Here is a 26,131-nt window from a genome sequence, read left to right on the forward strand (position 1 = left end):
CGCCTGGAAAAACGCAAAAACCCTCGCCTGGAGCAAGGTCATCAAAAATTATGAGAGGGGCGAGCCTTGGCATTGCTAAGGCTGAAGATGTTGGAGCGGGAAAGGAGATTCGACGGTCCGGCGCCCCGGCTTCCGGCCCGAGCCTTGGCACATTCGAGATGGAGAAGAAAATTGGAGCGGGAAAGGAGATTCGACGGTCCGGCGTTCCGGCTTCCGGCCCGAGCCTTGGCATATTCGAGATGGAGAAGAAAATTGGAGCGGGAAAGGAGATTCGAACTCCCGACCCTCGCCTTGGCAAGGCGATGCTCTACCACTGAGCTATTCCCGCTTATTGCCTCTGGAGTGTCGACCATGGACATCACAGAGTATCGAAGTGGCGTCCCATAGGGGGTTCGAACCCCTGTTCCCGCCGTGAAAGGGCGGTGTCCTAGGCCACTAGACGAATGGGACGCAAAAGCCAGACCGTGCTGGAGCGGGAAAGGAGATTCGAACTCCCGACCCTCGCCTTGGCAAGGCGATGCTCTACCACTGAGCTATTCCCGCATACACGCACATCTATGCTATCGATAAAGCTACTTCTACCGCAACCGGAAGGTGGCGTCCCATAGGGGGTTCGAACCCCTGTTCCCGCCGTGAAAGGGCGGTGTCCTGGACCACTAGACGAATGGGACGCATTGGAGCACCTACTCATTCTGCCGAAGCAGAATTTGGAGCGGGAAAGGAGATTCGAACTCCCGACCCTCGCCTTGGCAAGGCGATGCTCTACCACTGAGCTATTCCCGCACTCTGCTCTTGCACTTCGGTCCTACACTCCGGTACCCGTTGAAACCAGCGTAAAACGAGTGGCGTCCCATAGGGGGTTCGAACCCCTGTTCCCGCCGTGAAAGGGCGGTGTCCTGGACCACTAGACGAATGGGACGCTGCCGTCTCGCTTTCGCCTCAACGAGGTGGCGCGAATGTTACTCAAGCCCCCCGAGGCTGTCAACTGTCGGCCTCGGGCTGGCCGAAAAGAGGGAAAACGGCCAAGCTTTCAGTGTCAGATGAAGTCGACGTCGCCCAGCAGGAGAGAGGCCATGCGCAAGAAGATCGTGAAGAGCGATGCCGAGTGGCAAGCCCAGCTTACCCCTGAGCAGTATCGCGTGACGCGCCAGCAGGGCACCGAGCGCCCTTTCAGCGGCGACTACCAGGTGACCGGCGAGCACGGCATCTACCACTGTGTCTGCTGCAATGCTCCACTGTTCGAAAATGAGCACAAGTTCGAAGCCGGCTGCGGCTGGCCCAGCTTCGACCGCCCGCTGGGCAAGGCCGCCGTCGAGGAACGCCCCGACGACTCCCACGCCATGCAGCGCACCGAGGTCGTGTGCGCTCACTGCGACGCTCACCTGGGCCATGTGTTCCCCGATGGCCCGCCCCACACCACCGGGCTACGCTACTGCATCAATTCGGTGTCCATCTCCTTCCACCCCGGCGAGTAGTCCTCCTCCACCCTGCCGAGGCCGCCCTTCTGCTATGATGGGCGGCCTCGTACGGTTTGCAGGAGTGGCACATGCTCGGCTGGTATCCGGGACACATGAACAAGGCGCGACGCCAGATCCAGGAGGCGCTGCCGGAAATCGACGTGGCGATCGAGGTGCTCGACGCCCGCCTGCCCTACTCCAGTGCCAACCCCATGCTGGCCGGCCTGACCCGCCACAAGCCGGTACTCAAGATCCTCTCGCGGGCCGACCTGGCCGACCCGGAGCGTACCCGGGAGTGGGTGGAGCACTTCGATTCGCTGCCCGACACCCGCGCGCTGGCGGTCACCACCACCAACGCCCGCGAGCTCAAGCGCATCCCCAAGCTGTGCCATGAGCTGGCCGGGCAGGTACGCGCCGACCGCGATGTGCGGGTGATGATCATGGGCATTCCCAACGTCGGCAAGTCGACCCTGATCAACGGCCTGGCCGGCAAGGCCATCGCCAAGACCGGCAACGAGCCGGCGGTGACCAAACGCCAGCAGAAGGTGCGCATTGCCGGCCGCGTGGCGCTGATCGACACCCCCGGCGTGCTGTGGCCGAAGATCGAGGATCAGGCCAGCGCCTATCGCCTGGCCGCCAGCGGTGCCATACGCGATACCGCCATCGATTACGTCGACGTGGCGGTGGTCACCGCCGCCGAGCTGGCCCGCCGCTATCCCGAGGCGTTGAAGGCTCGTTACAAGCTGACCGCCCTGCCGCCCTACGTGCCCAACCTTCAGGCTGAACAAGTAGAGGCGGATGGACCGAAGCGCATCGACCTGCTCGCCGTGGCCGGCTTCGACGGCCATGCGATACTGGCCGAGATCGCCAGCCGTCGTGGCGGGCTGCGCCCCGGCGGCGAGATCGACCTGCATCGCGGCGCCGAGGTCCTGCTGCATGAGCTGCGCGACGGCAAGCTGGGCCGTTTGACGCTGGAAACCCCCGCCGACATCCCGCCGCCGGAAGCCGACGAAGAGCCAATGCCACAAGCGGCGATCAGCGATAGCGGCGACGCCGACAACCCCGCATAATCACTGAGTTCCGGCAGCAGGGCTGACCGGAGCCACCGGACACCACTGGAATCTCGGACACCTCATGGATACGCCCTCCACGTTCAGGAAATCGTACAAGCTCGACAACGTCTGCTATGACATCCGCGGCCCCGTGCTCGAACACGCCAAGCGGCTGGAAGACGAAGGCCACCGCATCCTCAAGCTGAACATCGGCAATCCCGCGCCGTTCGGCTTCGAGGCCCCGGAGGAGATCCTCCAGGACGTAATGCGCAACCTGCCCACTGCGCAGGGCTACTGCGATTCCAAAGGGTTGTATTCGGCACGCAAGGCGATCATGCAGGAGTGCCAGCGCAAGGAGATTCCCGGCGTAGGCATCGAGGACATCTTCATCGGCAACGGGGTGTCCGAGCTGATCGTGATGGCGCTGCAGGCACTGCTCAACGATGGCGACGAGGTGCTGATTCCCGCCCCCGACTACCCGCTGTGGACCGCCGCCGCCCATCTTTCCGGCGGTCATGCGGTGCACTATCGCTGCGACGAGCAGGCCGACTGGGCGCCGGACATCTCCGACGTGCGCGCCAAGGTCACCAGCCACACCCGCGCCATCGTCATCATCAACCCCAACAACCCCACCGGCGCGGTCTATCCGCCCGAAGTGGTGCGCGAGCTGCTGGCCATCGCCCGCGAGCACGATCTCGTGGTGTTCTCCGACGAGATCTACGACAAGATCCTCTACGACGATACCGAGCACGTCTCCACCGGCGCGCTGGCCGACGAGGACCAGTTGGTGGTGACTCTCAACGGCCTGTCCAAGAGCTACCGCTGCGCCGGCTTCCGCTCCGGCTGGATGATTCTTTCCGGCAGCGTGGCCATGCAACGCGCGCAGGATTACATCCAGGGCCTCAACATGCTCGCCTCGATGCGCCTGTGCGCCAACGTGCCGGCCCAGCACGCCATCCAGACGGCACTGGGCGGCTATCAGTCGATCAACGACCTGATCCTGCCCGGCGGCAGGCTGCTGGCCCAGCGCGACATCACCTACGAGAAACTCAACGCCATTCCCGGGGTGAGCTGCACCAAGGCCAAGGGCGCGCTCTACGCCTTCCCGCGGCTCGATCCCAAGGTCTACCCCATCCAGGACGACCAGAAGCTGGTGCTCGATCTGCTGCTGCAGGAAAGAATCCTGCTGGTACAGGGCACCGCCTTCAACTGGCCCGAGCCGGACCACGTGCGTATCGTCACCCTGCCCTGGGCCGATCAGCTTGGCGACGCTCTGGATCGCTTCGCCCGCTTCCTGTCACGCTATCGCCAGTAAGCGTCGGCCTAGACCCGATTTTTCGGCTCGGACTTGAAACCTCCGTTAACCAGCCGTATCTAATCAACAGATTTTCTGGGCCGCCCGGTGCGGCCCTCGCTTCCTTGAGATGACCGGAGATTCCGAACGATGATGAGAATACTGCTCTTCCTGGGCACCAACCTGGCGGTGATCCTCGTCGCCAGCATCACGCTGCGACTGCTGGGGGTGGAGGGTTACCTGCGCGGCGAGGGCTTCAACTTCAATGCCCTGCTGATCTTCTGCTTCATCGTCGGCATGGCCGGCTCGCTGATCTCGCTGTTCCTGTCGAAGTGGATGGCCAAGCGCGGCACCGGCACGGTGGTGATCACCCAGCCGAGCAACGCTACCGAGAAGTGGCTGCTCGATACCGTTGAGGAGCTGTCCCGTGAGGCCGGCATCAAGACGCCCGAGGTCGGCATCTTCCCTGCGCAGCAGTCCAACGCCTTCGCCACCGGCTGGAACAAGAACGACGCCCTGGTGGCGGTTTCCGCCGGTCTGCTCAACCGTATGCGCCCGGAAGAGGTGCGCGCGGTACTGGCTCACGAGATCGGCCACGTGGCCAACGGCGACATGGTCACCCTGGCGCTGATCCAGGGCGTGGTGAACACCTTCGTGATGTTCTTCGCCCGCGCCGTGGCCCACCTGGTCGACAACTTCCTGCGCGCCCGCAGCGGCGGTGAAGGCGGCCTGGGCTTCATGGGTTACTTCGCGGTGGTGATCGTCGCCGAGATCGTGTTCGGCCTGATCGCCTCGGCCATCGTTGCCTGGTTCTCGCGCTACCGCGAGTACCGTGCCGACGCGGCGGGCGCCCAGCTGGCCGGTTCCGGCGCCATGATCAATGCCCTGGCCCGGCTCAAGGCGGAGACCGAGCTGCCCGATCAGATGCCCGACACCCTGCGCGCCATGGCCATCACCAAGGGCCAGACCCGCTCGCTGATGGAGCGTCTGTTCGCCAGTCACCCGCCGCTGGACGATCGTATTCGTGCGCTCAAGGAAGCCGCTTACCGCTGAGCCCTGCACGAGAAACCGGTACATGAGCCCGATACATAACTCGGTCCCAAAGACCGGTACGCAGCAGTAGAACCAGAAGAGCCCGTCGCTACGACGGGCTCTTCTGCGTTCAGGCCTGTTGCAAAATGGAACCTCACGCCAGACGCAGTCCCGCACCCTGCAGCCAGGCTGCGTGAGCCGAGGCCGCTTCGCCCAGCTCGAGGTTGAGCGTCGAGAGCTCCCGGCGCAGCGGATAGTTGGCGCGGCAGGCGTCGAAGCCGGCTGCCATGCCCAGCTGGCGGCTCTCCCGCAACAGGCTGTCATGGTCGCGACGCACGTCGTAAACCGCACGCAGGCAGAGCCGCAGCGTCTCCTCGGCATCGAGCCCACCTTCAAGGACCAGACGCGAGACGGGGGGCCGGGGCAGTAGATCGTCCAGCCCAAGCCGTGCCGGCAAGCCCAGATGCCGGCACAGCGCGGTATAGATCTGGTGCGTGCCGCGCAGCTTGCCATCCAGGCTGTGACCGGCGATGTGGGGGGTGGCAATGGCGGCCAGATCGCGCAGCGCTGGGTGGATGGCCGGCTCGTCCTCCCACACATCGAGTACCGCCGTGATGTCGCCCGGGCCGGACAGCCGCTGACGCAGCGCCGCGCCGTCCACGCAGTCGCCCCGCCCGGCATTGAGCAGCAGCGTGCCGGGGGCCAGCTCGGCGATGCGCTGCGCATCGAGCAGATGATGAGTGGCGTGTGGCCCTTCGCGAACCAGCGGCGTGTGCAGGCAGAGCACGTCGCACTCGTCGATGAGGGTATCGAGAGCCGCGAAGCCCTCACTGCCCTCACGTTCAGCCCGGGGCGGGTCGCAGGCCAGGCAGGCGATGCCCATGGCGCTCAGTCGGGCCAGCAGCCTGCCGCCCACGTTGCCCACGCCGACGATGCCTACCCGGCGCTCGGCGAGTCGCCAACCCTGACGCTCGGCCAGCGTGAGCAGACTGCCCAGCACGTAGTCGACCACCGCTTCGGCATTGCAGCCCGGTGCGCTGGCGAAAGCGATGCCGTGGCGCGCCAGCGCCGCCTGGTCGACATGGTCGGTGCCGATGGTACAGGTACCGACGAAACGCAGCCGGGAGCCCCGAGCCACGGCGGTGTCGAGCGTCGCCGCGTCGAGCCGCGTGATGGAGCGAACCACCAGCACGTCGATGTCCTGCAGGGCCGCCGCATCGATCTCGCGCCCCGGCCGCCTCACCAGTTCGCCCAGTTGGCCGAAGCAGGCCTCGGTGCCCGGCACGTTGGCATCGACGAGAATACGCATGTTCACTCCCAGTAAAGCTCTTCCAGCACCACGGCAGGAATGGGCGCATCGCTCCATACACCCTGCAGATTCGACTTGCGTATGGCCTGCTGCGGCTTGAGAAACAGAAAGACGTGAACCGCCTCTTCGGCCAGATGACGCTGCGCCTCAGCCAGCAGGCGGTGACGCTCGGCCGGGTCCTGCTGCGCCTCGATGCGTGACCAGAGTTCGCGAAACGTCTCGCTGTGATAGTTGAAGTAGTAATCATCGCGAGCGTAGATGTCGATGTCCATCGGTTCCACGTGGGCGATCACGGTCACGTCGTAGTCACGCTCGGTGAACACCTGACGCAGCCACTCCCCCCAGGAGACCCGCTGCAGCTCGACCTCGAAGCCAACCGCTTCCAGGTCCGAGGCGATGTAGAGGCTGCTCTGCTCGGCATACTGGGTCGGCGGTACCGTCAGCGTCATGGAAGTTCCAGCGCTGACGCCAGCCTCGGCGAGCAGGTCTCGAGCCCGCTCGGGGTCGTAAGGGTAGCGCTGGCTCAGGTCCACGTAGGCCGGATGGCGCGGCGAAAAGTGACTGCCGATCAGGGGCGGGTCGATGGAAGGATAGATCGCCAGCAGCGCCTCGCGGTTGACGGCATGGGAAAGTGCACGGCGCACACGTATGTCCTGGAAGAGTGCACGGCCATGATTCATGGCCAGCAGCACTTCGCCCTCGCTGAGACCGTCCTGGATCTCGTAGTCGGCTCGCTGCATGAGCGGCATATGAGCGGTCAGGCTGCTGGCATCGGGGTAGAGATCGATGGCACCCTCCGAGAGCAGATTCTCCAGTTCTACCCGGTTGGGGGTGAAGGTGAACAGCGCCTCGCGAATGGCTGGCAGCTCGCCCCAATACGCTTCGAAGACACGCAGCCGAACGCCCTCCTTGCGCTCCCAGCCGACGAATCTGTAGGGGCCGGTGCCCACCGGATGCGTACGGTTGGTGTGTACCGTATCGGGATGGACGATCACGGCGGCGGAGAGCGCCAGGCGGAATGGCAATAGCGCATCGGGCTGCTCCAGCTCGATGCGCAATTCATGCGTCCCCACTTCCTCTACGTGGCGAATCGCCCGGAACAGATGGCGCTGTGGATTGGCATTCTCGGCCTCCAGCAGGCGCCGCAGGCTATACGCCGCCACTCCAGAGTCGAATGCCTTGCCGTGATGAAAGAAGACGTCGCTACGCAAGACGAAGCGATAGACGAGGCCATCCTCGCTGACCTCCCAGCGGCTGGCCAGCGCCGGCTGCACCTCGCCATGCCGGCCGATGCGAGTGAGGCCCTGAAAGACATTCAGATGCAACGCCTCGGCCACGGTGCTGGATGCCGTCAGCGTGGGGTCGAGGTGCGGTGGTTCCAATTGCAGCTCGACCCGCAGGAGGGCCTGGGAAGCGTCTCCTGGCACCGCCAGGAACGAAAGGCTTGCGAGCAGAACCACCGCCAGCCGCCGGCTGAACGCATCACCCATAGGCCGCCTCTTCGGAATCGTCATTCGAAAGCCACTGATACATGACGCGATTGCGCCCGCTGCGCTTGGCCCGATAGAGCGCTTCGTCGGCCGCCTTGAGTGCTTCGTCGAACTCGCCGCCCGCCAACTGTTGTGCCAGGCCGAAGCTTGCCGTGACACGCAGCGCCGTTTCGCCAAGCTCGATGGCATGACTTTCGAATTCCTGGCGTATCTGCTCCAGCATGGGCGCCACTGCGTCGATGTCGAGTCCGGGCAGCAGCGCCACGAACTCCTCGCCGCCGTAGCGGGCCAGCAGAGCCGACTCGGGCAGCCCCCGCCGCAGCCGGTCGGCAACCCGACGAATCACCCGGTCGCCTGCCTCGTGGCCATGGGTGTCGTTGATCGCCTTGAAGTGGTCGATATCGATCATTGCCACGCAATAATGCTCGGCCACCAGGACGCTGCGGCGCTCATTGCACTCGCGTTCGAAGTAGTGTCGGTTGCGCAGTTGGGTCAAGGCGTCATGCGTGGCCAGGAAGTCGAGCTCCCGGTTCATCGCCATGATCCGCCGTTCGTTGTCGTTGATGCGATAGACATAGCGTTGAATGGAGCGCGCCATCTGGGCGATTTCGTCGCTACCGTCCACTCGAAGCTCATTCGGGGCGGGACGCTCACGGCTGATGACCCGCTGCAGCTTGACCACCCTGCGCACCACCGAGCGGTTGATGTGAAACGCCGTGGCCAGCAGCAACAGGACGGCAATCAGGGCAAAGCCCTTCAAGGCGCCCTCCCGCTGGCGCAGTTGCTGCTCCATCTGCTCGGCCGAATCGCGAATGGCGAGGCGAATACCGCTGACGTGATAGCCGATGGCCACGTTCAGATCCTGGGAGAGAGAACGATTGGTGCGCATCTGCCGGGCCAGCAGCCTTTCGGTCTCGCGCAGCTGGGCATCGCTGGTCTCGTCCGGCGCTTGCTGAAGCTGCCCAACGAGATCGATACGCCGCTGAACCAGAGCGTCCAGTGCGTCGAAGCTCTCCATCAGTTGATCGCGCACTCGCTCGATATCATCGAAGCTGCCTGCCTCGCCGCGTATGGCGGCAAGCTCATCCACCAGCCGTTCCATCCATTCACGCCGGTCGGCGATCTCGAACAGAGCCTGGCGCCGGCTGAAGTGATCGTCGGCCAGCAGCAGCATCGCGCCGCTGCCCAGCATGCTCTCGCTCTGCTGCATCAAACGGCTGGCCGTCATCAAGGCATGGGTATGCCGCTCGGAGAACTGCGAGACGGTCACGCGATACTCACCGAAGGAGTGTAACGCCAGCAGAATGGTGGCCAGTATGACCAGTGTCGGCACCATCGTGAGAGCGGCCAGCCTGGCTGTCAGTCCAAAAACTCTTCTCATGTCATACCAGCCACCCTCTTCCCTCGCTTGCTCGAGGACACCGAGGCTATACAATGCCGTATCTGCTACTCAACTTATCGGCAGAGCCAATGTTTTCTTTATTCCGTCACGGGGAGCGAATGTGATCGTCCGCTGGGAAAGTGACCACGATTACGTGCTGGTGCACATCCACCAGGACATGTTCGGCGACTGGATCTTCAGCCGCGCCTGGGGCCAGATCGGCACTCAGTTCGGCGGCCTCAAGCACATGCTCGCCGACGATCACGATCAGGCCAGGATGTGGCTCGCCGACGAAGCCACTATCCAATCCTCACGCGGCTTACGCAAGGTGCTGGAGGTCGAGGCAGAGAGCGCCGAAGGGCAAGCGGCAGTGCGGCAGCTCTCGCTGCTGGATGTGCTATAGCTCCTCTCTGCCGAGCTTCTTTTCGTCTATCCAGTGCTGCAACAAGCCTTGCAGTTCCTCGCTGACCTCGGCCACCCGTCGGGTCAGCGGCACCAAGCCTTGATTCCTCCCCCCCTGCCGGACCTCCAGCGCCTCCTGCACCAGTCGGTCATAGGTGGCATGCAACCTGGCGATTCGCCCCAAGGGGGTGGCCGTCGCGACCGGCCCGGCTTCCTGCTCAGACAGCCACTGCTGCAGACGACATTGGCCGCAGCCCGTCTCGGGAAGGTCGTGACGTTCACCTTTCAGGTAATCCAAAACACCAGCTGCGCAGGAGCGATGATCGACCATGGCGTAAATGGCCCGCAGCTCCGCCTGCCGGGCCGGCTGTCGCTGCCGCCATGATGGATCGGGACGCCAGGTTTCGAGCCACGTGGGGATCGATTCAGCCGGCATGGGGCGGGCAATGGCGTAGCCCTGCCCGACTTGATACCCCATCGCCAGCAGCAGACGTCCGTGCTGCAGGGTTTCCACCCCCTCGGCAATGATCTCGCGGCGAAATGCGACGGCAAGCCCCAGCACGCCTTCGAGAATCGTCAGATCCTCCGGGTCGTCGAGCATGTCGCGCACGAAGCTGCGGTCGACCTTGATTGCACTGGCAGGCAGATGGCGAAGATAGCTGAGCGAGGAGTATCCGGTACCGAAGTCATCGAGCGCGAAGTCGACGCCAAGGGCATGGCACGCCTTCATCACGTTGGCAACATGAGCGACATCGCTCAGCGCGCTGGTCTCCAGCACCTCCAGTACCAGGTCGCCCGGCGTCACGCTGGGATGACGCTCGATCTCGGCGCGCAGGTGCTCGACGAAGCTGGGCTGCTGAAGATGCAGGGCGTCGATGTTGACGCTGACCGGCAGCCGGATACCCGCCGCGGCCCAGGTCTCGAACTGGTCCAGAGCGTGGGCCAGCACCCATTCGCCCAGATCGACGGCCAGCGGATGCTGCTGGATCACCGGCAGGAAGGAAGCAGGGGCCAACAGCCCGCGCTGAGGATGCTGCCAGCGGATGAGTGCCTCTACCCCGAGCACCTCGCCCGTCGCCATGTTGACCTTGGGCTGATAATGAAGCACGAACTCCTCGCTGGTCAGGGCTTCGCGAATACGCTCGAGACTCTCGAGATGTCCGCGCACCGCCCTGTCGTGCTCGGCATCGAAGACATGAAAGCGATTCTTGCCCGCCTGCTTGGCCTGGTACATGGCCTGATCGGCCTGCCGGATGAGCTGCTCGGGCTCGATATCGTCGTCGGGGGCGCAATGCACCAGCCCGATGCTGCCCGAGACGTAAAGGCGATTCCCCTCGATGTCGATCGGCTCCGCGATGTGGTCGAGCAGGCGCACCATCAGACCGTTCACGTTCGCCGTATCGCTTTGCTCGGGCAGCACGAGAATGAACTCGTCGCCGCCGAAACGAGCCACCGTGTCGGCTTCGCGCAGGGTCGACGTCAACCGCTCGGCAATGGTCACCAGGACCCGGTCGCCGAAAACGTGGCCATACTGATCGTTGATCTCCTTGAAGCCGTCCAGGTCGATGTAGGCCAGGGAGACCTGGCAGCCGCTGCGCCGCGCCGTCAACATGGCCTGACGCAGCCGGTCGGACAACAGGATACGGTTTGGCAGCCCGGTCAGGCTGTCATAGAAGGCCAGGTTCTGTAGCTGCTGCTCATGCTGCTTCTGGCGGCTGATGTCGGTGAAAATTCCCACATAGTGGGACACTTGGCCCTGCCTACCACCCACCTTGGAAATGGTCAGAAGTTCCGGAAAGACTTCACCGTTCTTGCGCCGGTTCCATATCTCCCCTTCCCAGGAGCCGCGCTCGAGCAGCGCTTTCCAGAGTTCACGGTAAAAGGCATCGCTCTGCCGCCCCGACTGTAGCAGGCGTGGATTCTTGCCCAGCACCTCGTCGCGATGATAGCCCGTGATGCGCGAGAAGGCGTCGTTGATGTCGAGGATGTCGCCCCGGGCATCGGTGATGACGATCCCCTCCCGGGCATGCCGGAACACACTGGCGGCCAGTTCGATCTCCGCCGTCTTGCGTGCCACCAACTGGCGCAACCGGACGTTCCACGTGACGATCAAGGCCAGCAACAGCGCGAGACCCGCAGCGTAGAGCCAGTAATCGCGCCAGTCGAACTCGACTCTCCCGGGCAGCGCGGCCCCCACCCACTTCTCCTGGAGGCGATCGAGCGTGCCGCTGGCGCGAGCGTGTTCGATCCCTTTGTTCAGGATCGATTGAAGCAGGTGGTTGTCGTCCGCTACGGCCATGGCGTTCAGACCAACGTACAGCGGCTCACCCACCCGTTTCATCCGCTCATGCAGACCGCTGCTGTAGAGGTGATAGAGCACGATCTGCTCGTCGCCGACCATGGCGTCGGCACGCCCCTCGATCACGGCCATCGCAGCACTGGCGAAATCGTCGGTCTGTACCAGTTCGAACTCGAGCCCCAGCCCGGCCAGATACTCCTTGGCATAGTCGCCGCGCTGGGTGGCCACCCGCTTGCCATCGAGATCCGAGACCAGCGCGATGTCGGGGCGTCCGGCAGAGACGAAGATCGAGGCAGGCACTTCGAAGACCGTTTGCGTGAAGTCGAACTGCCGGTCTCTCACCTCGCTGTAGAAAAAGCTGGTGAGGACATGCGCCTCGCCGCTCAATACACGCTGCTGCGCTTCCTGAAAGACGGTATCGGTGAACTCGGCGTGAAACCCGGCCTCGGTGGCAATCCACTGGGCCAGCTCCACCATCATGCCTCGAGGCTGCTGGTGGGCATCGATGAATTCGAAGGGGGGATAGCGCGTCTGGCTGACGAAAACGATGGGTTCGTTCTCATGAAGGAAATGCCGCTCCTCCTCGGTCAGCGCGATACCGACGTGATCGGCACCTGACACCGAGCTGACCAGGGCCAGCAGCATGCCGGCCACAGCAGTGCGCTGCCACCGCCTGCGTTGCGGTGCATTCATCCCCACCCCCGTGCCAACGAGCCCATGCCCTTTTGATTGTCACCAATGCGCTACCGTCACACCACAGAGAAACAGGAGCCTGGTATACGCTGGGTCAACGTAGCTTATTAGCGTCAGTCAGCCCAGATAGCGTCTTCCGCTGGAACGGGCAGTAGTCTTGCCAGTAGTTTTGACAGTATCGTGCCCGCCGCTCCCTGACTCGCCTACACCGGCCTGCAGCCTCCGCCAGACGGCTTCATCGAGACGGCCGCGCTCGGCCAACCAGTTGGCCAGCCGCGGCGGCTCGAAGCCCAGGTCGAGCTCCTCGCCCGCTTCGTCCACCAGCACCGGGATGCGCACGCCGTAGCGTTGCATCAATGCCTCGTCTTCGCTGATCTCGACCTTGTTCAGCCGGTATTCACCCTCATGCAGCACGTCCAGCAAGGCTTCGAGACGCTCGCACAGATGACAGCCCAGCGTGGTGTAGAGCGTCAGGTGGGTCATGCTCCCTCCCGGTGACGAATTAAAAATACATGATGAATGTCGGGGCGGCGAGTGAAGTCCGGATCGAAAGTGCGCGCCGAGATTTCCGCCACGGTGAAGCGCTCAGCCAGGCCCGGGTCGAGCTGGAAACGGCGCTGGTTGTTGGAGAACACCAGGGTTCCGCCCGCGGCCAGCCGCGCCATGGCCAGCGAGACCAGACGCACGTGGTCGCGCTGCACGTCGAGCGTGCCCTCCATCTTCTTGGAATTGGAGAACGTCGGCGGATCGAGGAAGATCAGGTCGAACTCGGCCCTGGCGGTTTCCAACCAGCGCAGGCAGTCGTCGCGCACCACACGATGGCGCGCCGGATCGAGGCCGTTGAGGGCGAAGTTGTCCCGCGCCCACTCCAGATAGGTGTTGGAGAGATCGACGCTGACACTGTCGGTGGCACCGCCCGCCTCTTGCGTACCCAACGCAGCCTGCACCGTGGCCGCGGCGGTGTAGCAGAACAGGTTGAGGAAGCGCTTGCCCGCCGCCATCTCGCCCAGCATGCGACGTACCGGGCGATGGTCGAGGAACAGCCCGGTGTCGAGATAGTCACGCAGGTTGACCCATAGCCTGGCACGCCCTTCGTGCACCTGGAAACGCTCACCGGTGCTGGCCTGCTTGCGGTACTGGTCCTTGCCGCTCTGCTTCTCGCGACGCTTGATCACCACTTGCTCCGGGTCGACGCCCAGCACCTCGGGAATCACCTGCAGAGCGTCGAACAGGCGCTTCTGCGCCTGGGCGGCATTCACCGAGCGCGGCGCTGCGTACTCCTGAACGTGCACCCGCCCATCGTAGACATCCACCGCCAGGGCGTACTCCGGCATGTCGGCATCGTAGAGCCGGTAGCAGCTCTCACCCGACTGCTTGAGCCACTTCTTCAATCGCTTGCGGTTCTTCTCCAGGCGGTTGGCGAACATTTTCGCCCCCTCGCTGCGTCGGGGCGTCGCCGCGCCGGAAGCGCTACCCGCCCCAGCGTCCTGGGCGACGTCCGCCGCGTCGGGAACGTCCATCAACAGCAGCTTGGCCTCGAGCGGGCCGTTCTTCAGCGAATACTGCTTGTCGGCGCGCAGGCCAATTCGATGGCCGAGATCGGGATTGGCGGTGAACACCGCCAGGCGCCAGCCGGGAAATGCCTGCCGTATGCCCTCACCCAGCTCACGATAGAGCGTCACCAGCTCGGGCAGCTCGCCCAGCCGCTCGCCGTATGGCGGGTTGGTGATGACCAGGCCTCGCACCTCATCGCCCAACTCGGAAGGCCGCTGCAGTTGGCCAAGCGAGGCGCCCTGGAAGTCGATCAGTGCCGGAATGCCGGCTCGCATGGCGTTGGCCTTTGCTGCCGCTAGCGCCGGTGGGCTCTGGTCGAAGCCGCAGAGCCGGCTGCGGCAGCGCTTGCGGCCGATGCTGGCACGGGCCTCGGCCTCGCGCCTGAGCTCGGCCCAAAGCGCTTCGTCGTGCTGCGCCCAGCCGTGAAAACCGAAGCGCACCCGGTTCAGATTGGGTGCCATGTCGGCAGCCATCAGCGCCGCCTCGATCAGCAGCGTGCCGGCACCGCACAGCGGGTCGACCAGCGCCTGACCGTCGCGCAGGCGCTGCGGCCAGCCGGCACGGATGAGCAGCGCCGCCGCCAAGTTCTCCTTGAGCGGGGCATGCCCCACGTCGCGACGGTAACCGCGACGATGCAGGCTCTCGCCGGAGAGATCCACGCCCAGGGTGAGACGCCCCCGGTGCAGATGGGCATAAAGCCGCAGATCGGGACGCTGCAGGTCGACGTCGGGGCGCGGCCGCCCCTGTGCCTGCAGCGCATCGACCACGCCGTCCTTGACCGTCTGGGCACCGAAGCGGGTATGACGAATCTGCTCGCTGCGGCCATGGAAATCCACCGCCAGGGTGGCGCCAGGACGCAGATGAGCCGACCAGTCCACTCCGGCCACGGCCCGATGCAGCGCCTCGGGGTGCTCGATGCCCTCTTCGCGCAGCAGGCACAGCACGATACGATTGGCCAGCCGCGACCACAGGCAGGCGCGATAGGCCGTGGCCAGATCGGCGCGAAAATGCACGCCGGCCACCGTACTCCTGTCGACTTCCGCTCCCAGCGCGCGCAGCTCGTCGGCCAGCAGTTCTTCCAGTCCCTTGGGACAGGTGGCAAGCAGGGCCGATGTTTCCCTTTGCAATGAATCACTCATGCGACGTTCCCGCCCCCTTCGGCCGGGCATATTCCTTTCGTTACAATTTTGTCTCGGTCTTATGACGAAACATAGGTCGACAATGCCCCCCATGATGGGCTAAGAGTAGTCATGGTAGCTACTGTAAAAGACGCATGCGTTCACCCAGCGGGCCTCTGGTCCCGCATGACCTCGCTCTGCCGTCGTTAAGGGACTGAATAACGGCTAGGCGAACGGTGGAACGTCGGGGCGTGCATGTCGTGCGTCCCAAATTGGTACCTTTACAAGAGGTCATCCGATGAAAAGACAGAAACGTGATCGCTACCAACGCGCCTACCTTCATGGCTACAAGGCTGGCATTTCCGGGCGCTCCCGCGACGACTGTCCCAGTCAGGATGTCAACATACGTGAATACTGGATGAGCGGTTGGCGTGAAGGCCGAGGAGACCAATGGGCCGGCATGACCGGTGTCTCCGGCATTCACAAGAACCCCATGGTTCTATAAACCATGATGCTGTAAGTCTCTTTCTCGACCAACCCGATATCCCTTCACCGTCGTCGAACGGTGGAGAACGAGCTAAGCCCGTGCCTTGCACGGGCTTTCTTGTGCCGACAGTGCCTCTACCCCCTCGTTTTGCCGGAGTGAACACCGGCCGCTTTCAACGCCTCGGCGCACTCGGCGATCAGCTCCGGTCCGCGGTAGATGAAGCCCGAATAGAGCTGCACCAGATCGGCACCCGCCTCGGCCTTGGCCACCGCCGCGTCTCCACTGTCGATCCCGCCCACACCGATGATCGGCAACGCGGGCAGGTGACGACGCAGCTCGCGAATCACCAGATTGGAGGGCTCGAATACCGGCCGCCCGGAAAGTCCGCCCTGCTCGTCGGCATGGGGCAGCCCGGCCACCGCTTCTCGCGACACCGTGGTATTGGTGGCGATCACTGCATCGATACCGCTGCGGGCGATGCTCGCCGCCACCAGCCCCACCTCCTCGGCGCTCATGTCCGGCGCGATCTTGACCGCCAGCGGCACCTTCCGCCCCGCGCTCTGGTCCAGCCGATCACCCGCCTCGCGCAGGGTGCCCAGCAGCGTATCGAGGTGCTCGCCGAACTGCAGATTGCGCAGTCCCGGGGTATTGGGCGAGGAGATGTTGACCGTCACGTAATGCGCATGGGCGTGCACCTTCTCCAGGCAGATCAGGTAGTCGTCCACCGCGCGCTCCACCGGCGTGGTGAGGTTCTTGCCGATGTTGATACCGATCACGCCGTCGTAGCGTGCTGCCTTGACCCGCGCCACCAGGTGGTCCACCCCGGCGTTATTGAAGCCCATGCGATTGATGATCGCGCCACCCTCGGGCAGACGAAACAGGCGCGGCTTGGGGTTGCCGTCCTGGGGCTTGGGCGTGACGGTGCCCACCTCGACGAAGCCGAAGCCGAGCGCACCCAGCGCATCGAGGTGATCGGCATTCTTGTCCAGCCCCGCCGCCAGCCCCACCCGATTGGGAAAGCGCAGCCCCATCAGCTCCACCGGGTCGTCGATTCGCTTGCCGCCCAGCACGCCCAAAAGCTTCAGGCGGTGGGCCAGATCCAGGGCACGCAGCGCATGGCCGTGGGCGGTTTCTGCGTCGAGGCGAAACAGGATCGAGCGGGCAAGCGCGTACATGGGATCTCCTGGCGGTTGGCGATAGGTGGTTGGCAATGGGCGGTTGGCGATAGGCCCGGTTGAAAGGCGGGCGGATTATAGCAGCGCTACCAAGCCAAGACGACGAACCCCGCCATGGGCGGGGTTCGCAGTACCGCAGAGTTGCCGTCTCGGTCAGGCTTCGCCGTTGCTCTCGGCCAGATCGACCAGTTCGCGTACGGCCACGGCAAACAGCGGGAAGCTCGACTGGCTGCCGCCGCCACGTACCTCGGCGATCAAGCGGCACCAGCGCTCATGCAGCGAGGCATGCGTGGCCAGCCAGTTGTCGACGCGCTCGTCGGGCTCACGCCCGTCATCGGTCTTGAGCACGCTCACCGTCAGTGCCAGCTGCTGGCGGTCGATGTCGTCGCGGAAGGTCTCGCGAGCCTGGGCCTGCCAGCTGTCGCGCACGTTGAGATTGCTTACCTGCTGAATCATCCAGGGCAGCTCGAGACGATTGCCGATCTCGAAGAAGACCTCGGCCACGCGCTGCGGCTTCTCGTCGGCCTGACGGGCCGCTTGAATGATGCCGAGTGCACCGTACAGGCTTCCCGAGGCCGCCACCGTGGCCGCCAGCTCTTCGGGCACGCCGGCCTCGAGCAGCTCACCGCGCTTGTGCTCCCAGCGTTCGCGCTCCTCGCCGCGCAGCAGCTCGCCGATGCTCTCCTGCAGCTGAGCCACACGCGGGGCGAAGTACTCGATGGCATCGCGGGTGGAGAGACCCAGACGCTGACGCAGGAACCAGCGGGTGGTACGCCGGATCAGGCGGATGAGATCCGTCATCATGGTGTACTGCACCTGGCTCGGCACCTGGTTGTCCAGCGCCTCGATACGCTCCCACAGGTTGGAGAGCTGGAAGCTGTCGCGGGCAATGATGTAGGCACGGGCAATATCGGCCGGGCTGGCGCCGGTGGAATCGATCAGCAGCCGCACGAAGACGATGCCCATGTGATCGACCAGATCGTTGGCCACCTGGGTGGAGACGATCTCGCGCTTGAGGCGATGATCGTACATCTCATCGGGGAAGCGCTCGACCAGCACCCGCGGGAAGATACGCTCCACATACTGCTGGATGTAGGGGTCGTCGGGCACGTCGGAGGCCAACACCTCGCCCTTGAGCACGCTCTTGGAGTAGGAGATCAGTACCGACAGCTCCGGATGGGTCATGCCCTGGTCTTCGTTGGCGCGCTCCAGCAGCTCCTCGTCGGTGGGCAGGAATTCCAGCTCCCGGTCGATCTGCCCGGCGGCCTCCAGCTCGCTGATGAAGCGACGGTACGGGTCGATGCCCTGACGCGAGAAGATGGCCGAGATATCCAGCGCCTGGGTCTGGCGGTAGTTATCGAGGATGACCAGATCGGCCACCTCCTCGGTCATGTCGGCGAGCAGTTGGTTACGCTGCTTGTCGGTCATGTCGCCGCGCTTGACCACCTCGTCGATGAGGATCTTGATGTTTACCTCATGGTCGGAGCAGTTGACCCCGCCGGCATTGTCGATGAAGTCGGTATTGACCAGCACGCCCTTGGCGGCGGCCTCCATGCGGCCACGCTGGGTCAGGCCCAGGTTGCCGCCCTCGCCCACCACCCGGCAGTTGAGTTCGCCGCCGTTGATGCGCAGCGCATCGTTGGCCTTGTCGCCGACCATGGCGTCGGTCTCGGCGCTGCCCTTGACGTAGGTGCCGATCCCGCCGTTCCACAGCAGGTCGACCTGCGACTTGAGCATGGCGCGGATGAAGTCATTGGGCGAGAGACGGTCCTCGGCAATGCCGAAGGCCTCCTTCATCTGCGGCGTCATGGCGATCGACTTGGCGCTGCGCTTGAACACGCCGCCGCCCTCCGAGATCAGCGAGGCGTCGAAATCCTCCCAGCTGGAGCGCGGCAGCTCGAACAGGCGCTTGCGCTCGGCGAAGGTGGCCGCCGCATCGGGATTCGGGTCGACGAAGATGTGCAGATGGTTGAAGGCGCCTACCAGGCGGATCTTGTCGGAGAGCAGCATGCCGTTGCCGAACACGTCGCCGCCCATGTCGCCGATGCCGACCACGCTGAACTCCTCTTCCTGGGTGTTCAGCCCCAGGCTGCGGAAGTGGCGCTTCACCGACTCCCAGGCACCGCGAGCGGTGATGCCCATCTTCTTGTGGTCGTAACCGTTGGCCCCGCCCGAGGCGAAGGCGTCGCCCAGCCAGTGGCCGTACTCGACGGAAATCTCGTTGGCGATGTCGGAGAAGGTCGCCGTGCCCTTGTCGGCCGCCACCACCAGGTAGGCGTCGTCATCGTCGTGACGCACTACGTCTTTGGGCGGTACCACCTCGCCGCCGACCAGATTGTCGGTCACGTCGAGCAGGGCCCGGATGAAGGTCTTGTAGCAGGCGATGCCCTCCTGCTGGAGGGCGTCACGATCGCCACCCTCGGGCAGGCGCTTGCAAACGAAGCCGCCCTTGGCCCCCACCGGCACGATGACGGCGTTCTTCACCTGCTGCGCCTTGACCAGCCCCAGCACCTCGGTGCGGAAGTCCTCGTGACGATCCGACCAGCGCAACCCGCCGCGGGCAACCTTGCCGCCGCGCAGGTGGACGCCCTCGACCCGCGGTGAACAGACGAAGATCTCGAAGACCGGGCGCGGCTTGGGCATGCCGGTGATGTGCTTGGGATCCAGCTTGTAGGCGATGTAGTCCTTGAAGCCACCGTCGGCGGTGCGCTGATAGTAGTTGGTGCGCAGGGTGGCCTGGATCATCTCCATGAAGCGGCGCAGCAACTGGTCGTCATTGAGACTGGCCACGCCATCGAGGTGGCGGTTGAGTCGCTCGATGCAGGCCTCTACCTCATCCTCGCCGGGACGCTCCGCGGGGTCGAAGCGCAGCTTGAACAGCGCGACCAGCTCACGAGTGATCTCGGGATAGTTGGTCAGCGCGGAGGCGATGTAGTCCTGCGACATGCCGAAGCGGATCTGCTTCAGATAACGGGCATACGCCCGCAGCATGGCCACTTCCCGCCAGTCCAGGTTGGCGGCGATCACCAGGCGGTTGAAAGCGTCGTTCTCGGCCTCGCCGACCCAGATGCGCTTGAATGCCTCGATGAAGGGCTCACGCATCTTCTGCAGGCTGACCTCGGTGCTGGTGTGATGTTCGAGGTCGAAGTCGTGCAGCCAGTAGCGCACTTCGGGAGTGACGATCTCGTAGGGCCGCTCGCCGATCACGCGCAGCCCCAGGTTCTCCATCACCGGCAGCACGTCGGAGAGCGGAATGGTGCGATCGCGCTGAAACAGCTTGAGATTGACGCCGCTGCCCTCCTCCTCCACCAGACGATAGAGGGTCAGCGCCAGCGGCTCGCCGGCATCGAGATCGGCCAGGTGCTGCAGGTCGAACACCGCCGTGCGCGAACCGAAGTCGTCGCGATAGCTGGCCGGGAAAGCGTCGCGGAAGCGATCCATCAGCCGGTTGGCCTGCTCCTCACCGAAGCCTTCGACCAGCGCCTCGTGCAGCTCGTCGCGCCAGCTGCGCGCCAGCTGTGCCACCTTGGCCTCGAGCCGCTTGAGGTTGACCTCACGGGGGGCATCGCCACGGAAGCGCAGGATGAACTGGATACGCGCCAGGATCGATTCCGAGAGATAGGTGTTGAAGTCACCGAAGGTGGCGTCGAGTTCTTCGCACAGCAGGTTCTGGATACGCACCCGCAGATCGGTGGAGAACACGTCACGCGGCACGAACACCAGGCAGGAGTGGAAGCGCCCGGAGTGGTCGGTGCGGATGAACAGGCGCACGCGACGTCGTTCGCGAATGTCGAGAATGCCCAGCGCAGTGTGAGCCAGTTCCTGGGTATCGATCTGGAACAGGTCGTCGCGGGGGTAGACCTCGAGGATCTGCAGCAGCTGCTTGCCGTTGTGCCCCTTGGGGTTGAATCCGGCGATCTCCATCACCGCCTTGAGCTTGCGCCTCAGCAGCGGAATGTTGCGCGGCGACTCGTTGTAGACGCTGGCGGTGAACAGGCCAAGGAAGCGATGCTCGCCGATCACACGGCCCTGCTCATCATAGCGATCGATGGAGACGTAATCGGGATAGGTGGGGCGATGCACCCGGGCGTGGTGCGAACTCTTGGCAAAGGAGAGCAGTTGCGGCACGAGCACGAAACGGTTGCCCTCGATCCCCAGCTCGGTGCGGATACGCTCCTGATAGCGCGGCAGGTCCAGACGGAACACGCCGAGTTCGCTGCCCTGCTCCTTGACCAGGCGGTCACCGTCGGCGTCCGACTCGATGGTAAAGGCGTCGTAGCCCAGAAAGGTGAAGTTGTCGCGCACCAGCCACTCGAGAAAAGCAATTGCCTCTTCGTGGTCGCCCGGCTCGATCTGCTCGGGACGGCCGGCCTTGAGCTCGGCGACTGCCTTCAGGGCGCGCTCGTGCATGGTGTCGTAGTCGCCCACGGCAATCCGCACGTCGCGCAGCACCTCGCGCAGCGACTCCTCGATGTCGGCCAGCACCTCGGGGTTGGAGTGGCGGTCGATCTCGATGGCGATCAGCGATTCGCGCTGCTCGGGGGCATCGGCATCCCGCGGTGAACCGACCCGCACCAGGTTGTGGCTCGAGTTGCGCTCCACCGCCAGCACGGCGTTGTGGATCGCATGTACGGTGAGCGCCCGCCGGTTGAGCTCGATGCGCACCGAGTCGACCAGAAACGGCATATCCTCGTGCAGCACGGCAACGAAGGTGTGGGAGGACTGCCAGCCGTGCTCCTCGAAATCGGGGTTGAAGACGCGCACCTTGGGCGAGGCGTGATCGAAGTGCTGAATGTAGTGCCAAACCGACAGCGTGGCGCCGTAGAGGTCGTCCAGGCGGCGGTCGGCCAGATCCTCGAGCGGCACGGTGGCGTAAAAATGACGGGCGAACGCTTCCACCTCTTCGGCCCGCGCCTTCTCGAGTCGGCTATCCAGGCGCTCGCGCAGCTGCTTGAGAATCTCCTGCCGGCCCACTTCGATCGTCTCGTATTGCATCCCTCACCTCGGCTGCCTGGGGCCGCATGTCGGCCCTGGGAAAGAATCGGCGTGGCTCACGGCCACGTGTCGGGAAGCTTACTTCAGCCCTGCGCCACACCCTATCGACTTGCCAGCCTTCTCATGGTGCATGTCGCTTGTGCATCGAGACCTAACGTTTTGCTACTTGACAACCCGAGACTCTTCAGGACCAAGGGCTCAAGCGACGTTTCTTTCCAGCAGCACACCGCATTCACAGTGATGGGTCCAGGGGAACTGATCGAACAGTGCGAAACGGGCAATCCGATGCGTGCGGCTCAGCGACTCCAGGTTCTGCTCCAACGTATCCGGGTTGCATGAAATATAGACGACTCGCGAATATTCGCTCAGTTGCCGGCAGCTTGCCTTGTCGAGGCCGGCACGCGGAGGATCCACCAGCACGGTGGAAAAGTCATACGCTTCCAGCGCCATTTCGGTCACACGTCGGCCGCCCTTCTCGCCCTTCAGCGCAGCAGCGAACTCTTCCGCCGACATGCGCCCCACCGCAGCGTTGTCGATGCCATTGGCCGCCAGGTTCTGCTGCGCGCTGGCAACGGAGGTGCGCGAAATCTCGGTGGCCAGCACACGGCGGAAGTTCTCGGCCAGGGCCACGGTGAAGTTACCGTTGCCGCAGTAGAGCTCGACCAGATCGCTCGACTGGCTGCCCCGGGTCACGTCCCGGGCCCAGGTCAGCATGGCCCGGCTGACCTCGGCGTTAGGCTGGGTGAAGCTGTTCTCCACCTGCTGATAGTGGAAGGTGCGCCCTTCCACCTCCAGTCGCTCCCAGACATGGTCGCGCTCGAGCACCAGGCGCTGCTTGCGCGAGCGACCGATGATAAGGATGTCGAGCGCCTGCTGCAGTTGTCGTGCCTCACTCTCCCAAGCCTCGTCCAGCGGGCGATGGTAGATGAGGGTCACCAGCGCCTCGCCGGAAAGCGTGGTCAGGAACTCGACCTGGAACAGTCGCCTGCGCAGCACGTCGCTAGCCAGCAGCGCCTCGCGCAGGCGAGGCATCAGCTCGTTGATGCGTCCGCTGGCGACGGGATAGTCGTCCAGGCGAATCACCCGCTTGTGCTTGGGATCGTCCGGGTCGACCTCGAACATGGCAAAGAAGAGATCGTCACCCTCGTGCCACAGACGGAATTCGCAGCGCTGCCGATAGTGGCTCGGCGGCGAGGCAAAGACCTCCAGCGGGGGCGGCGAAAAGCGCTCGAACTGCCGGCTGATGCGCTCACGCTTGGTCGCCAGCTGCTGGTCGTAGCGTTCGGGGTCGACAACGGGAATGGACACGGCATCTCCTGACGTGTGCAGGGTGGAAAGAAAATATTGGGTCAGCCGACGATGAGCAGGCGCGGCTCGTCGAAACCGAAAGTGGCCACGGCACGGGCCAGACGGGCATCCGGCGCCGTCGCCAGGCTCTCGTCGCGTCCGCTCGCGATCTCGAGCTCCTGCACCACCTGGGCGGTACGCCGGGCGATGGCCTCACCGGAGTCGACCAGTTGGACCGGCCTGGGGGCGGCGGCCACGATGCGCTCGGCGAGCAGCGGAAAGTGAGTGCAGCCGAGCACGACGGTATCGAGATCGGGCGCTTCCCACAGGGGGGCGGTCACGGCATCGATGACCGCCTGGTCCGGCTCATCGCCGGCCAGGAATCGCTCCACCTCACGTACCATCGGGTCGGCGGCGACCCGAGTGACACGACAGTCGGCGGCAAAGGTCTCGATCAACCGGTCGGTATAGGGACGCGCCACGGTAGCGCTGGTGGCCAGCAAGCCGATGTGCCGGCTGCGACTCTGGGCAGCGGCGGGTTTGATCGCCGGCACGGTCCCCACCACCGGAACCGACAGATGTTCGCGCAGCGCATCCAGCGCCAGGGTGCTGGCCGTGTTGCAGGCAACGACCAGGACGGAGCATTCGCTCGCAGCCACGGCGGCCTTGCACACGGCCAGGATGCGCTCCACCAGCCACGCATCGGGGCGGATGCCGTAGGGCAACATGGCGTTGTCGCAGGCATAGACCAAGGCGGCACCAGGCAGGTGGTGCCGCAATGACGGTACGACCGACAGGCCGCCGACGCCGGAATCGAAGATCAGTATCGGGCCAGACATGGCGAAACGAGGCGCATTGAAATCGCTCGGCTGCTGCAAAGGGCTCTATTCTAGCAGCATGCCGAACGAGCTGAAGCCCCCGTTTCGCCGCCTGACGTCAGGCTGCCGGTTCCGCGGTCTCGCGCAGCTCGGCGTATAGCTCCGGATAGGCTTCCTGCAGCCGCCCCAACTTGGCCGCCGCGCCTTCCGGCAGCGCCTGGGCCAGTAGCTCCAGGTCGCGATCGTTGAAGTATTCGCGAATCAGCGGGAACAGCAGTTCGCGCTCATCGCGCAGATAGGCACGGTGCGCGTCGAGGTAGGCCTTGAGATCGTCGGCAAATCGGTCCATGGGGATGACCGCATCCATCAGGATCATGTCGATGTCGCCGGATAGCTGATTCAGGCGCTTGCGCAAGGCCTGATAGTCGCTGGACAACCGCTCGGTCAATTCCTGGGTTTCGGGCGCCAGGGCCTGAAGCCTCTCCGAGCAGACGCGTTCGAGGGGAACGGTGAACTCTTCCATGTAGTCGAGAATGTAATCGACGACTTCGCGGACCAGCTTGAAGTTGGGCCGTTCTCCGTCAGCGAGGGACTTCTGTTTGAGCTGAAGGACGTGCAACATGCGCGCCATATTGGCATGATCCTGACGCAGTTGGGTCAGCATGGGCATGTCGAGGCCTCCTCTAACGATGAGCGTATAGTGTTGGAGTCGCGGGACAGGAGCAGGTTCAGTCTCGTCGCCGTCGAGATACGGTCTTGTCGCCAACGAGACACGGGGCAAAAGCGGGATGCTGTATCACCCTAGACCCTTTATGCCGATCCCGCACATCGCCCAAGGTCGAATTTGCAAGCACCAAGGAGTATGCCATGGACCTTTTCGGTAAGGCGTCTGACGATTCCGCCCCCCTGGCCTATCGCATGCGCCCGCGCCGCCTCGACGATTACGTGGGCCAGCAGGCCTTGGTGGGTCCAGGCAAGCCGCTGCGACGCATGGCCGAGGCGGGCATCGTGCGCTCGATGATCTTGTGGGGGCCGCCCGGCACCGGCAAGACCACCCTGGCCGAGATCCTTGCCGAACACTCCGGCGCCCACCTGGAGCGACTCTCCGCGGTGATGGCGGGCGTGAAGGAGATTCGCGCCGCCGTTGATCGCGCGCGCGCCATGCAAGGCCAGGGCCGCCCCACGCTGCTCTTCCTCGACGAGATCCATCGGCTCAACAAGAGCCAGCAGGACGCCCTGCTGCCCCATGTGGAGGCGGGTCTGCTCACGTTGATCGGCGCCACCACCGAGAACCCCTCGTTCGAGGTCAACTCTGCCCTGCTCTCCCGGGCCCGCGTGCATGTGCTCACTGCGCTCGACGAAGAAGAGCTCATGGAAGTGATGCGACGCGCCCTGAACGACGACGAGCGCGGCCTGGGCCAGCGCCGCATCGCCGTGGATGACGAAGTGCTCGGCATGCTGGCCCGCGCCGCGGCCGGCGACGCCCGTCGCGCCCTGGGCATGCTGGAGACCGCCTGCGACTTCACTGTCGTCGAGGGCGATGGCGAGCGCCTGCCCCGCGAGGCCCTGAATGCCGCGCTCGGTCACCAGGCCAGCGCCTTCGACAAGCAGGGCGACCACTACTACGACCTGCTCTCGGCGATCCACAAGTCAGTGCGCTCATCGCGCCAGGACGCCGCCCTGCTTTACATCGCCCGCTTCATCCAGGGCGGCGGCGACCCGCTCGACGTGGTTCGCCGCCTGGCGGCGATTGCCTCGGAGGACGTTGGCAATGCCGACCCTCGCGCGCTGCCGCTGGTCATGGCAGCCTGGGACGCCTACCTGCGCCTGGGCGACTACGAGGGCCAGCGCGCCATCGCCCATGCCGCCATTCACCTCTCCATCGCGCCCAAGAGCAACGCCATCGACCAGGCCTGGAAGCGTGCCAAGGCCTTCACGGCGGCTCAGCCGCGGCTGGAGGTGCCCACCTACCTGCGCAACGCCCCGACCAAGCTGATGGAGTCGCTGGGCCATGGCCACGGCTACCGCTACGCCCACAACGAGCCGGAAGGCTACCCGGCGGGCAGCCAGCATGACTGTTGGCCCGAGGAAGTACCGCGAGAGGCCTTCTATCAGCCCAGCGAACACGGCCAGGAGAAGCGCTACGCCCAGCTGATGGCCTGGCGCGCCGAGCTGGATGCCCGGGCCGACGGAAACGCAGGCGAGTAGCAAGGCGAGCCGGAAAGACGCCAGCTAAGGAAACGCTGAATAAATCGGCGAGCGAGATGAAGCGCTAGGCGCACGGAGCA

18 protein-coding genes and 6 tRNA genes are annotated in these 26,131 nt (G+C 64.4%); 7 read left to right on the forward strand and 17 right to left on the reverse strand.

Annotated elements, in window-relative coordinates:
* Window positions 1-253 precede the first annotated feature (253 nt).
* The 6 genes from HOP58_RS04990 to HOP58_RS05015 form a co-directional block, all read right to left on the reverse strand.
* Window positions 254-328, reverse strand: a tRNA-Gly gene (locus tag HOP58_RS04990).
* 46 nt (window positions 329-374) lie between these two features.
* Window positions 375-450 (reverse strand) — tRNA-Glu (locus tag HOP58_RS04995).
* A gap of 18 nt (window positions 451-468) precedes the next feature.
* A tRNA-Gly gene (locus tag HOP58_RS05000) sits at window positions 469-543 on the reverse strand.
* A 52-nt stretch (window positions 544-595) separates the two neighbouring features.
* Window positions 596-671: transfer RNA gene (locus tag HOP58_RS05005), tRNA-Glu, on the reverse strand.
* 37 nt (window positions 672-708) lie between these two features.
* Window positions 709-783, reverse strand: a tRNA-Gly gene (locus HOP58_RS05010).
* A 60-nt stretch (window positions 784-843) separates the two neighbouring features.
* Window positions 844-919 (reverse strand) — tRNA-Glu (locus HOP58_RS05015).
* Window positions 920-1,073: 154 nt separating this feature from the next.
* Between HOP58_RS05015 and msrB the strand changes: the two genes are divergently transcribed.
* From msrB to htpX, 4 genes are all read left to right on the forward strand, one after another.
* Window positions 1,074-1,475: a peptide-methionine (R)-S-oxide reductase MsrB gene (msrB, locus tag HOP58_RS05020; protein WP_010627840.1), complete on the forward strand. Its 402-nt coding sequence runs from the start codon at window positions 1,074-1,076 to the stop codon at window positions 1,473-1,475.
* A gap of 71 nt (window positions 1,476-1,546) precedes the next feature.
* A complete protein-coding gene (ylqF, locus tag HOP58_RS05025) occupies window positions 1,547-2,527 on the forward strand; it encodes a ribosome biogenesis GTPase YlqF (protein WP_234254207.1) in 981 nt (326 codons plus the stop codon).
* A 64-nt stretch (window positions 2,528-2,591) separates the two neighbouring features.
* Window positions 2,592-3,824 carry a pyridoxal phosphate-dependent aminotransferase gene (locus HOP58_RS05030; protein WP_010627838.1) on the forward strand — a complete coding sequence of 411 codons (1,233 nt, stop codon included), beginning with the start codon at window positions 2,592-2,594 and terminating at the stop codon, window positions 3,822-3,824.
* A gap of 129 nt (window positions 3,825-3,953) precedes the next feature.
* Window positions 3,954-4,856: a protease HtpX gene (gene htpX, locus HOP58_RS05035; protein WP_010627837.1), complete on the forward strand. Its 903-nt coding sequence runs from the start codon at window positions 3,954-3,956 to the stop codon at window positions 4,854-4,856.
* Window positions 4,857-4,989: 133 nt separating this feature from the next.
* On the opposite strand, the gene pdxB is transcribed toward htpX, so the two are convergent.
* Genes pdxB through HOP58_RS05050 form a run of 3 tightly spaced genes read right to left on the reverse strand, consistent with a single transcriptional unit; the run spans window position 4,990 to window position 9,015 of the window.
* Complete coding sequence (gene pdxB / locus HOP58_RS05040) at window positions 4,990-6,144, reverse strand: 4-phosphoerythronate dehydrogenase PdxB (protein WP_234254209.1); 1,155 nt, start codon at window positions 6,142-6,144, stop codon at window positions 4,990-4,992.
* A gap of 2 nt (window positions 6,145-6,146) precedes the next feature.
* On the reverse strand, window positions 6,147-7,634 hold the full coding sequence (locus tag HOP58_RS05045) for an ABC transporter substrate-binding protein (protein ID WP_234254210.1): 1,488 nt from the start codon (window positions 7,632-7,634) through the stop codon (window positions 6,147-6,149).
* Entirely contained in the window at window positions 7,627-9,015 is a 1,389-nt protein-coding gene (locus tag HOP58_RS05050; protein ID WP_234254211.1) for a GGDEF domain-containing protein, read from the reverse strand. Before HOP58_RS05050 ends, HOP58_RS05045 begins: the two co-directional genes overlap by 8 nt.
* Window positions 9,016-9,136: 121 nt before the next feature.
* Here HOP58_RS05050 and HOP58_RS05055 point away from each other — a divergent pair, with 121 nt between their 5' ends.
* A complete protein-coding gene (locus HOP58_RS05055; protein ID WP_010627833.1) occupies window positions 9,137-9,418 on the forward strand; it encodes a hypothetical protein in 282 nt (93 codons plus the stop codon).
* Here HOP58_RS05055 and HOP58_RS05060 read toward each other — a convergent pair.
* From HOP58_RS05060 to rlmKL, 3 genes are all read right to left on the reverse strand, one after another.
* Window positions 9,413-12,409: an EAL domain-containing protein gene (locus HOP58_RS05060; RefSeq protein ID WP_234259730.1), complete on the reverse strand. Its 2,997-nt coding sequence runs from the start codon at window positions 12,407-12,409 to the stop codon at window positions 9,413-9,415. The genes HOP58_RS05055 and HOP58_RS05060 overlap by 6 nt on opposite strands.
* A gap of 117 nt (window positions 12,410-12,526) precedes the next feature.
* Window positions 12,527-12,892, reverse strand: coding sequence for a glutaredoxin family protein (locus HOP58_RS05065; RefSeq protein WP_234254213.1), 366 nt, complete (start codon window positions 12,890-12,892; stop codon window positions 12,527-12,529).
* The gene (gene rlmKL, locus HOP58_RS05070) at window positions 12,889-15,102 is read right to left on the reverse strand and encodes a bifunctional 23S rRNA (guanine(2069)-N(7))-methyltransferase RlmK/23S rRNA (guanine(2445)-N(2))-methyltransferase RlmL (protein ID WP_234259731.1); all 2,214 of its coding nucleotides are present in this window, start codon (window positions 15,100-15,102) and stop codon (window positions 12,889-12,891) included. The genes HOP58_RS05065 and rlmKL overlap by 4 nt, the downstream gene beginning before the upstream one ends.
* A 277-nt stretch (window positions 15,103-15,379) precedes the next feature.
* Between rlmKL and rmf the strand changes: the two genes are divergently transcribed.
* The gene (gene rmf / locus HOP58_RS05075; protein ID WP_010627829.1) at window positions 15,380-15,586 is read left to right on the forward strand and encodes a ribosome modulation factor; all 207 of its coding nucleotides are present in this window, start codon (window positions 15,380-15,382) and stop codon (window positions 15,584-15,586) included.
* 116 nt (window positions 15,587-15,702) lie between these two features.
* Here the strand turns inward: rmf and HOP58_RS05080 are convergent, their stop codons facing one another.
* From HOP58_RS05080 to HOP58_RS05100, 5 genes are all read right to left on the reverse strand, one after another.
* A complete protein-coding gene (locus tag HOP58_RS05080; protein WP_010627828.1) occupies window positions 15,703-16,743 on the reverse strand; it encodes a quinone-dependent dihydroorotate dehydrogenase in 1,041 nt (346 codons plus the stop codon).
* 153 nt (window positions 16,744-16,896) lie between these two features.
* Window positions 16,897-21,738, reverse strand: a complete 4,842-nt coding sequence (locus HOP58_RS05085; RefSeq protein WP_010627827.1) for an NAD-glutamate dehydrogenase — start codon at window positions 21,736-21,738, stop codon at window positions 16,897-16,899.
* 198 nt (window positions 21,739-21,936) lie between these two features.
* Window positions 21,937-23,046 (reverse strand): tRNA (uridine(54)-C5)-methyltransferase TrmA, encoded by a 1,110-nt coding sequence (gene trmA, locus HOP58_RS05090; RefSeq protein WP_234259732.1) that lies wholly within the window; start codon window positions 23,044-23,046, stop codon window positions 21,937-21,939.
* Between the two features lie 41 nt (window positions 23,047-23,087).
* Entirely contained in the window at window positions 23,088-23,864 is a 777-nt protein-coding gene (murI, locus tag HOP58_RS05095; RefSeq protein ID WP_026038048.1) for a glutamate racemase, read from the reverse strand.
* Window positions 23,865-23,961: 97 nt separating this feature from the next.
* Window positions 23,962-24,507: a hemerythrin domain-containing protein gene (locus HOP58_RS05100; protein WP_026038047.1), complete on the reverse strand. Its 546-nt coding sequence runs from the start codon at window positions 24,505-24,507 to the stop codon at window positions 23,962-23,964.
* 203 nt (window positions 24,508-24,710) lie between these two features.
* Here HOP58_RS05100 and HOP58_RS05105 point away from each other — a divergent pair, with 203 nt between their 5' ends.
* Window positions 24,711-26,051, forward strand: coding sequence for a replication-associated recombination protein A (locus HOP58_RS05105; protein WP_010627823.1), 1,341 nt, complete (start codon window positions 24,711-24,713; stop codon window positions 26,049-26,051).
* Window positions 26,052-26,131: the final 80 nt, after the last annotated feature.

It is taken from the genome of Halomonas sp. MCCC 1A11062, assembly GCF_021404355.1.
Taxonomy (GTDB): Bacteria; Pseudomonadota; Gammaproteobacteria; order Pseudomonadales; family Halomonadaceae; genus Halomonas; species Halomonas aerodenitrificans.

Bases quoted from the DNA above. Each gene is read 5' to 3' on its own strand.
- msrB (WP_010627840.1), top strand. From the start codon at position 1,074: ATGCGCAAGAAGATCGTGAAGAGCGATGCCGAGTGGCAAGCCCAGCTT.
- ylqF (WP_234254207.1), top strand. From the start codon at position 1,547: ATGCTCGGCTGGTATCCGGGACACATGAACAAGGCGCGACGCCAGATC.
- HOP58_RS05030 (WP_010627838.1), top strand. From the start codon at position 2,592: ATGGATACGCCCTCCACGTTCAGGAAATCGTACAAGCTCGACAACGTC.
- htpX (WP_010627837.1), top strand. From the start codon at position 3,954: ATGATGAGAATACTGCTCTTCCTGGGCACCAACCTGGCGGTGATCCTC.
- pdxB (WP_234254209.1), bottom strand. From the start codon at position 6,144: ATGCGTATTCTCGTCGATGCCAACGTGCCGGGCACCGAGGCCTGCTTC.
- HOP58_RS05045 (WP_234254210.1), bottom strand. From the start codon at position 7,634: ATGGGTGATGCGTTCAGCCGGCGGCTGGCGGTGGTTCTGCTCGCAAGC.
- HOP58_RS05050 (WP_234254211.1), bottom strand. From the start codon at position 9,015: ATGAGAAGAGTTTTTGGACTGACAGCCAGGCTGGCCGCTCTCACGATG.
- HOP58_RS05060 (WP_234259730.1), bottom strand. From the start codon at position 12,409: ATGAATGCACCGCAACGCAGGCGGTGGCAGCGCACTGCTGTGGCCGGC.
- HOP58_RS05065 (WP_234254213.1), bottom strand. From the start codon at position 12,892: ATGACCCACCTGACGCTCTACACCACGCTGGGCTGTCATCTGTGCGAG.
- rlmKL (WP_234259731.1), bottom strand. From the start codon at position 15,102: ATGAGTGATTCATTGCAAAGGGAAACATCGGCCCTGCTTGCCACCTGT.
- rmf (WP_010627829.1), top strand. From the start codon at position 15,380: ATGAAAAGACAGAAACGTGATCGCTACCAACGCGCCTACCTTCATGGC.
- HOP58_RS05080 (WP_010627828.1), bottom strand. From the start codon at position 16,743: ATGTACGCGCTTGCCCGCTCGATCCTGTTTCGCCTCGACGCAGAAACC.
- HOP58_RS05085 (WP_010627827.1), bottom strand. From the start codon at position 21,738: ATGCAATACGAGACGATCGAAGTGGGCCGGCAGGAGATTCTCAAGCAG.
- murI (WP_026038048.1), bottom strand. From the start codon at position 23,864: ATGTCTGGCCCGATACTGATCTTCGATTCCGGCGTCGGCGGCCTGTCG.
- HOP58_RS05100 (WP_026038047.1), bottom strand. From the start codon at position 24,507: ATGCTGACCCAACTGCGTCAGGATCATGCCAATATGGCGCGCATGTTG.
- HOP58_RS05105 (WP_010627823.1), top strand. From the start codon at position 24,711: ATGGACCTTTTCGGTAAGGCGTCTGACGATTCCGCCCCCCTGGCCTAT.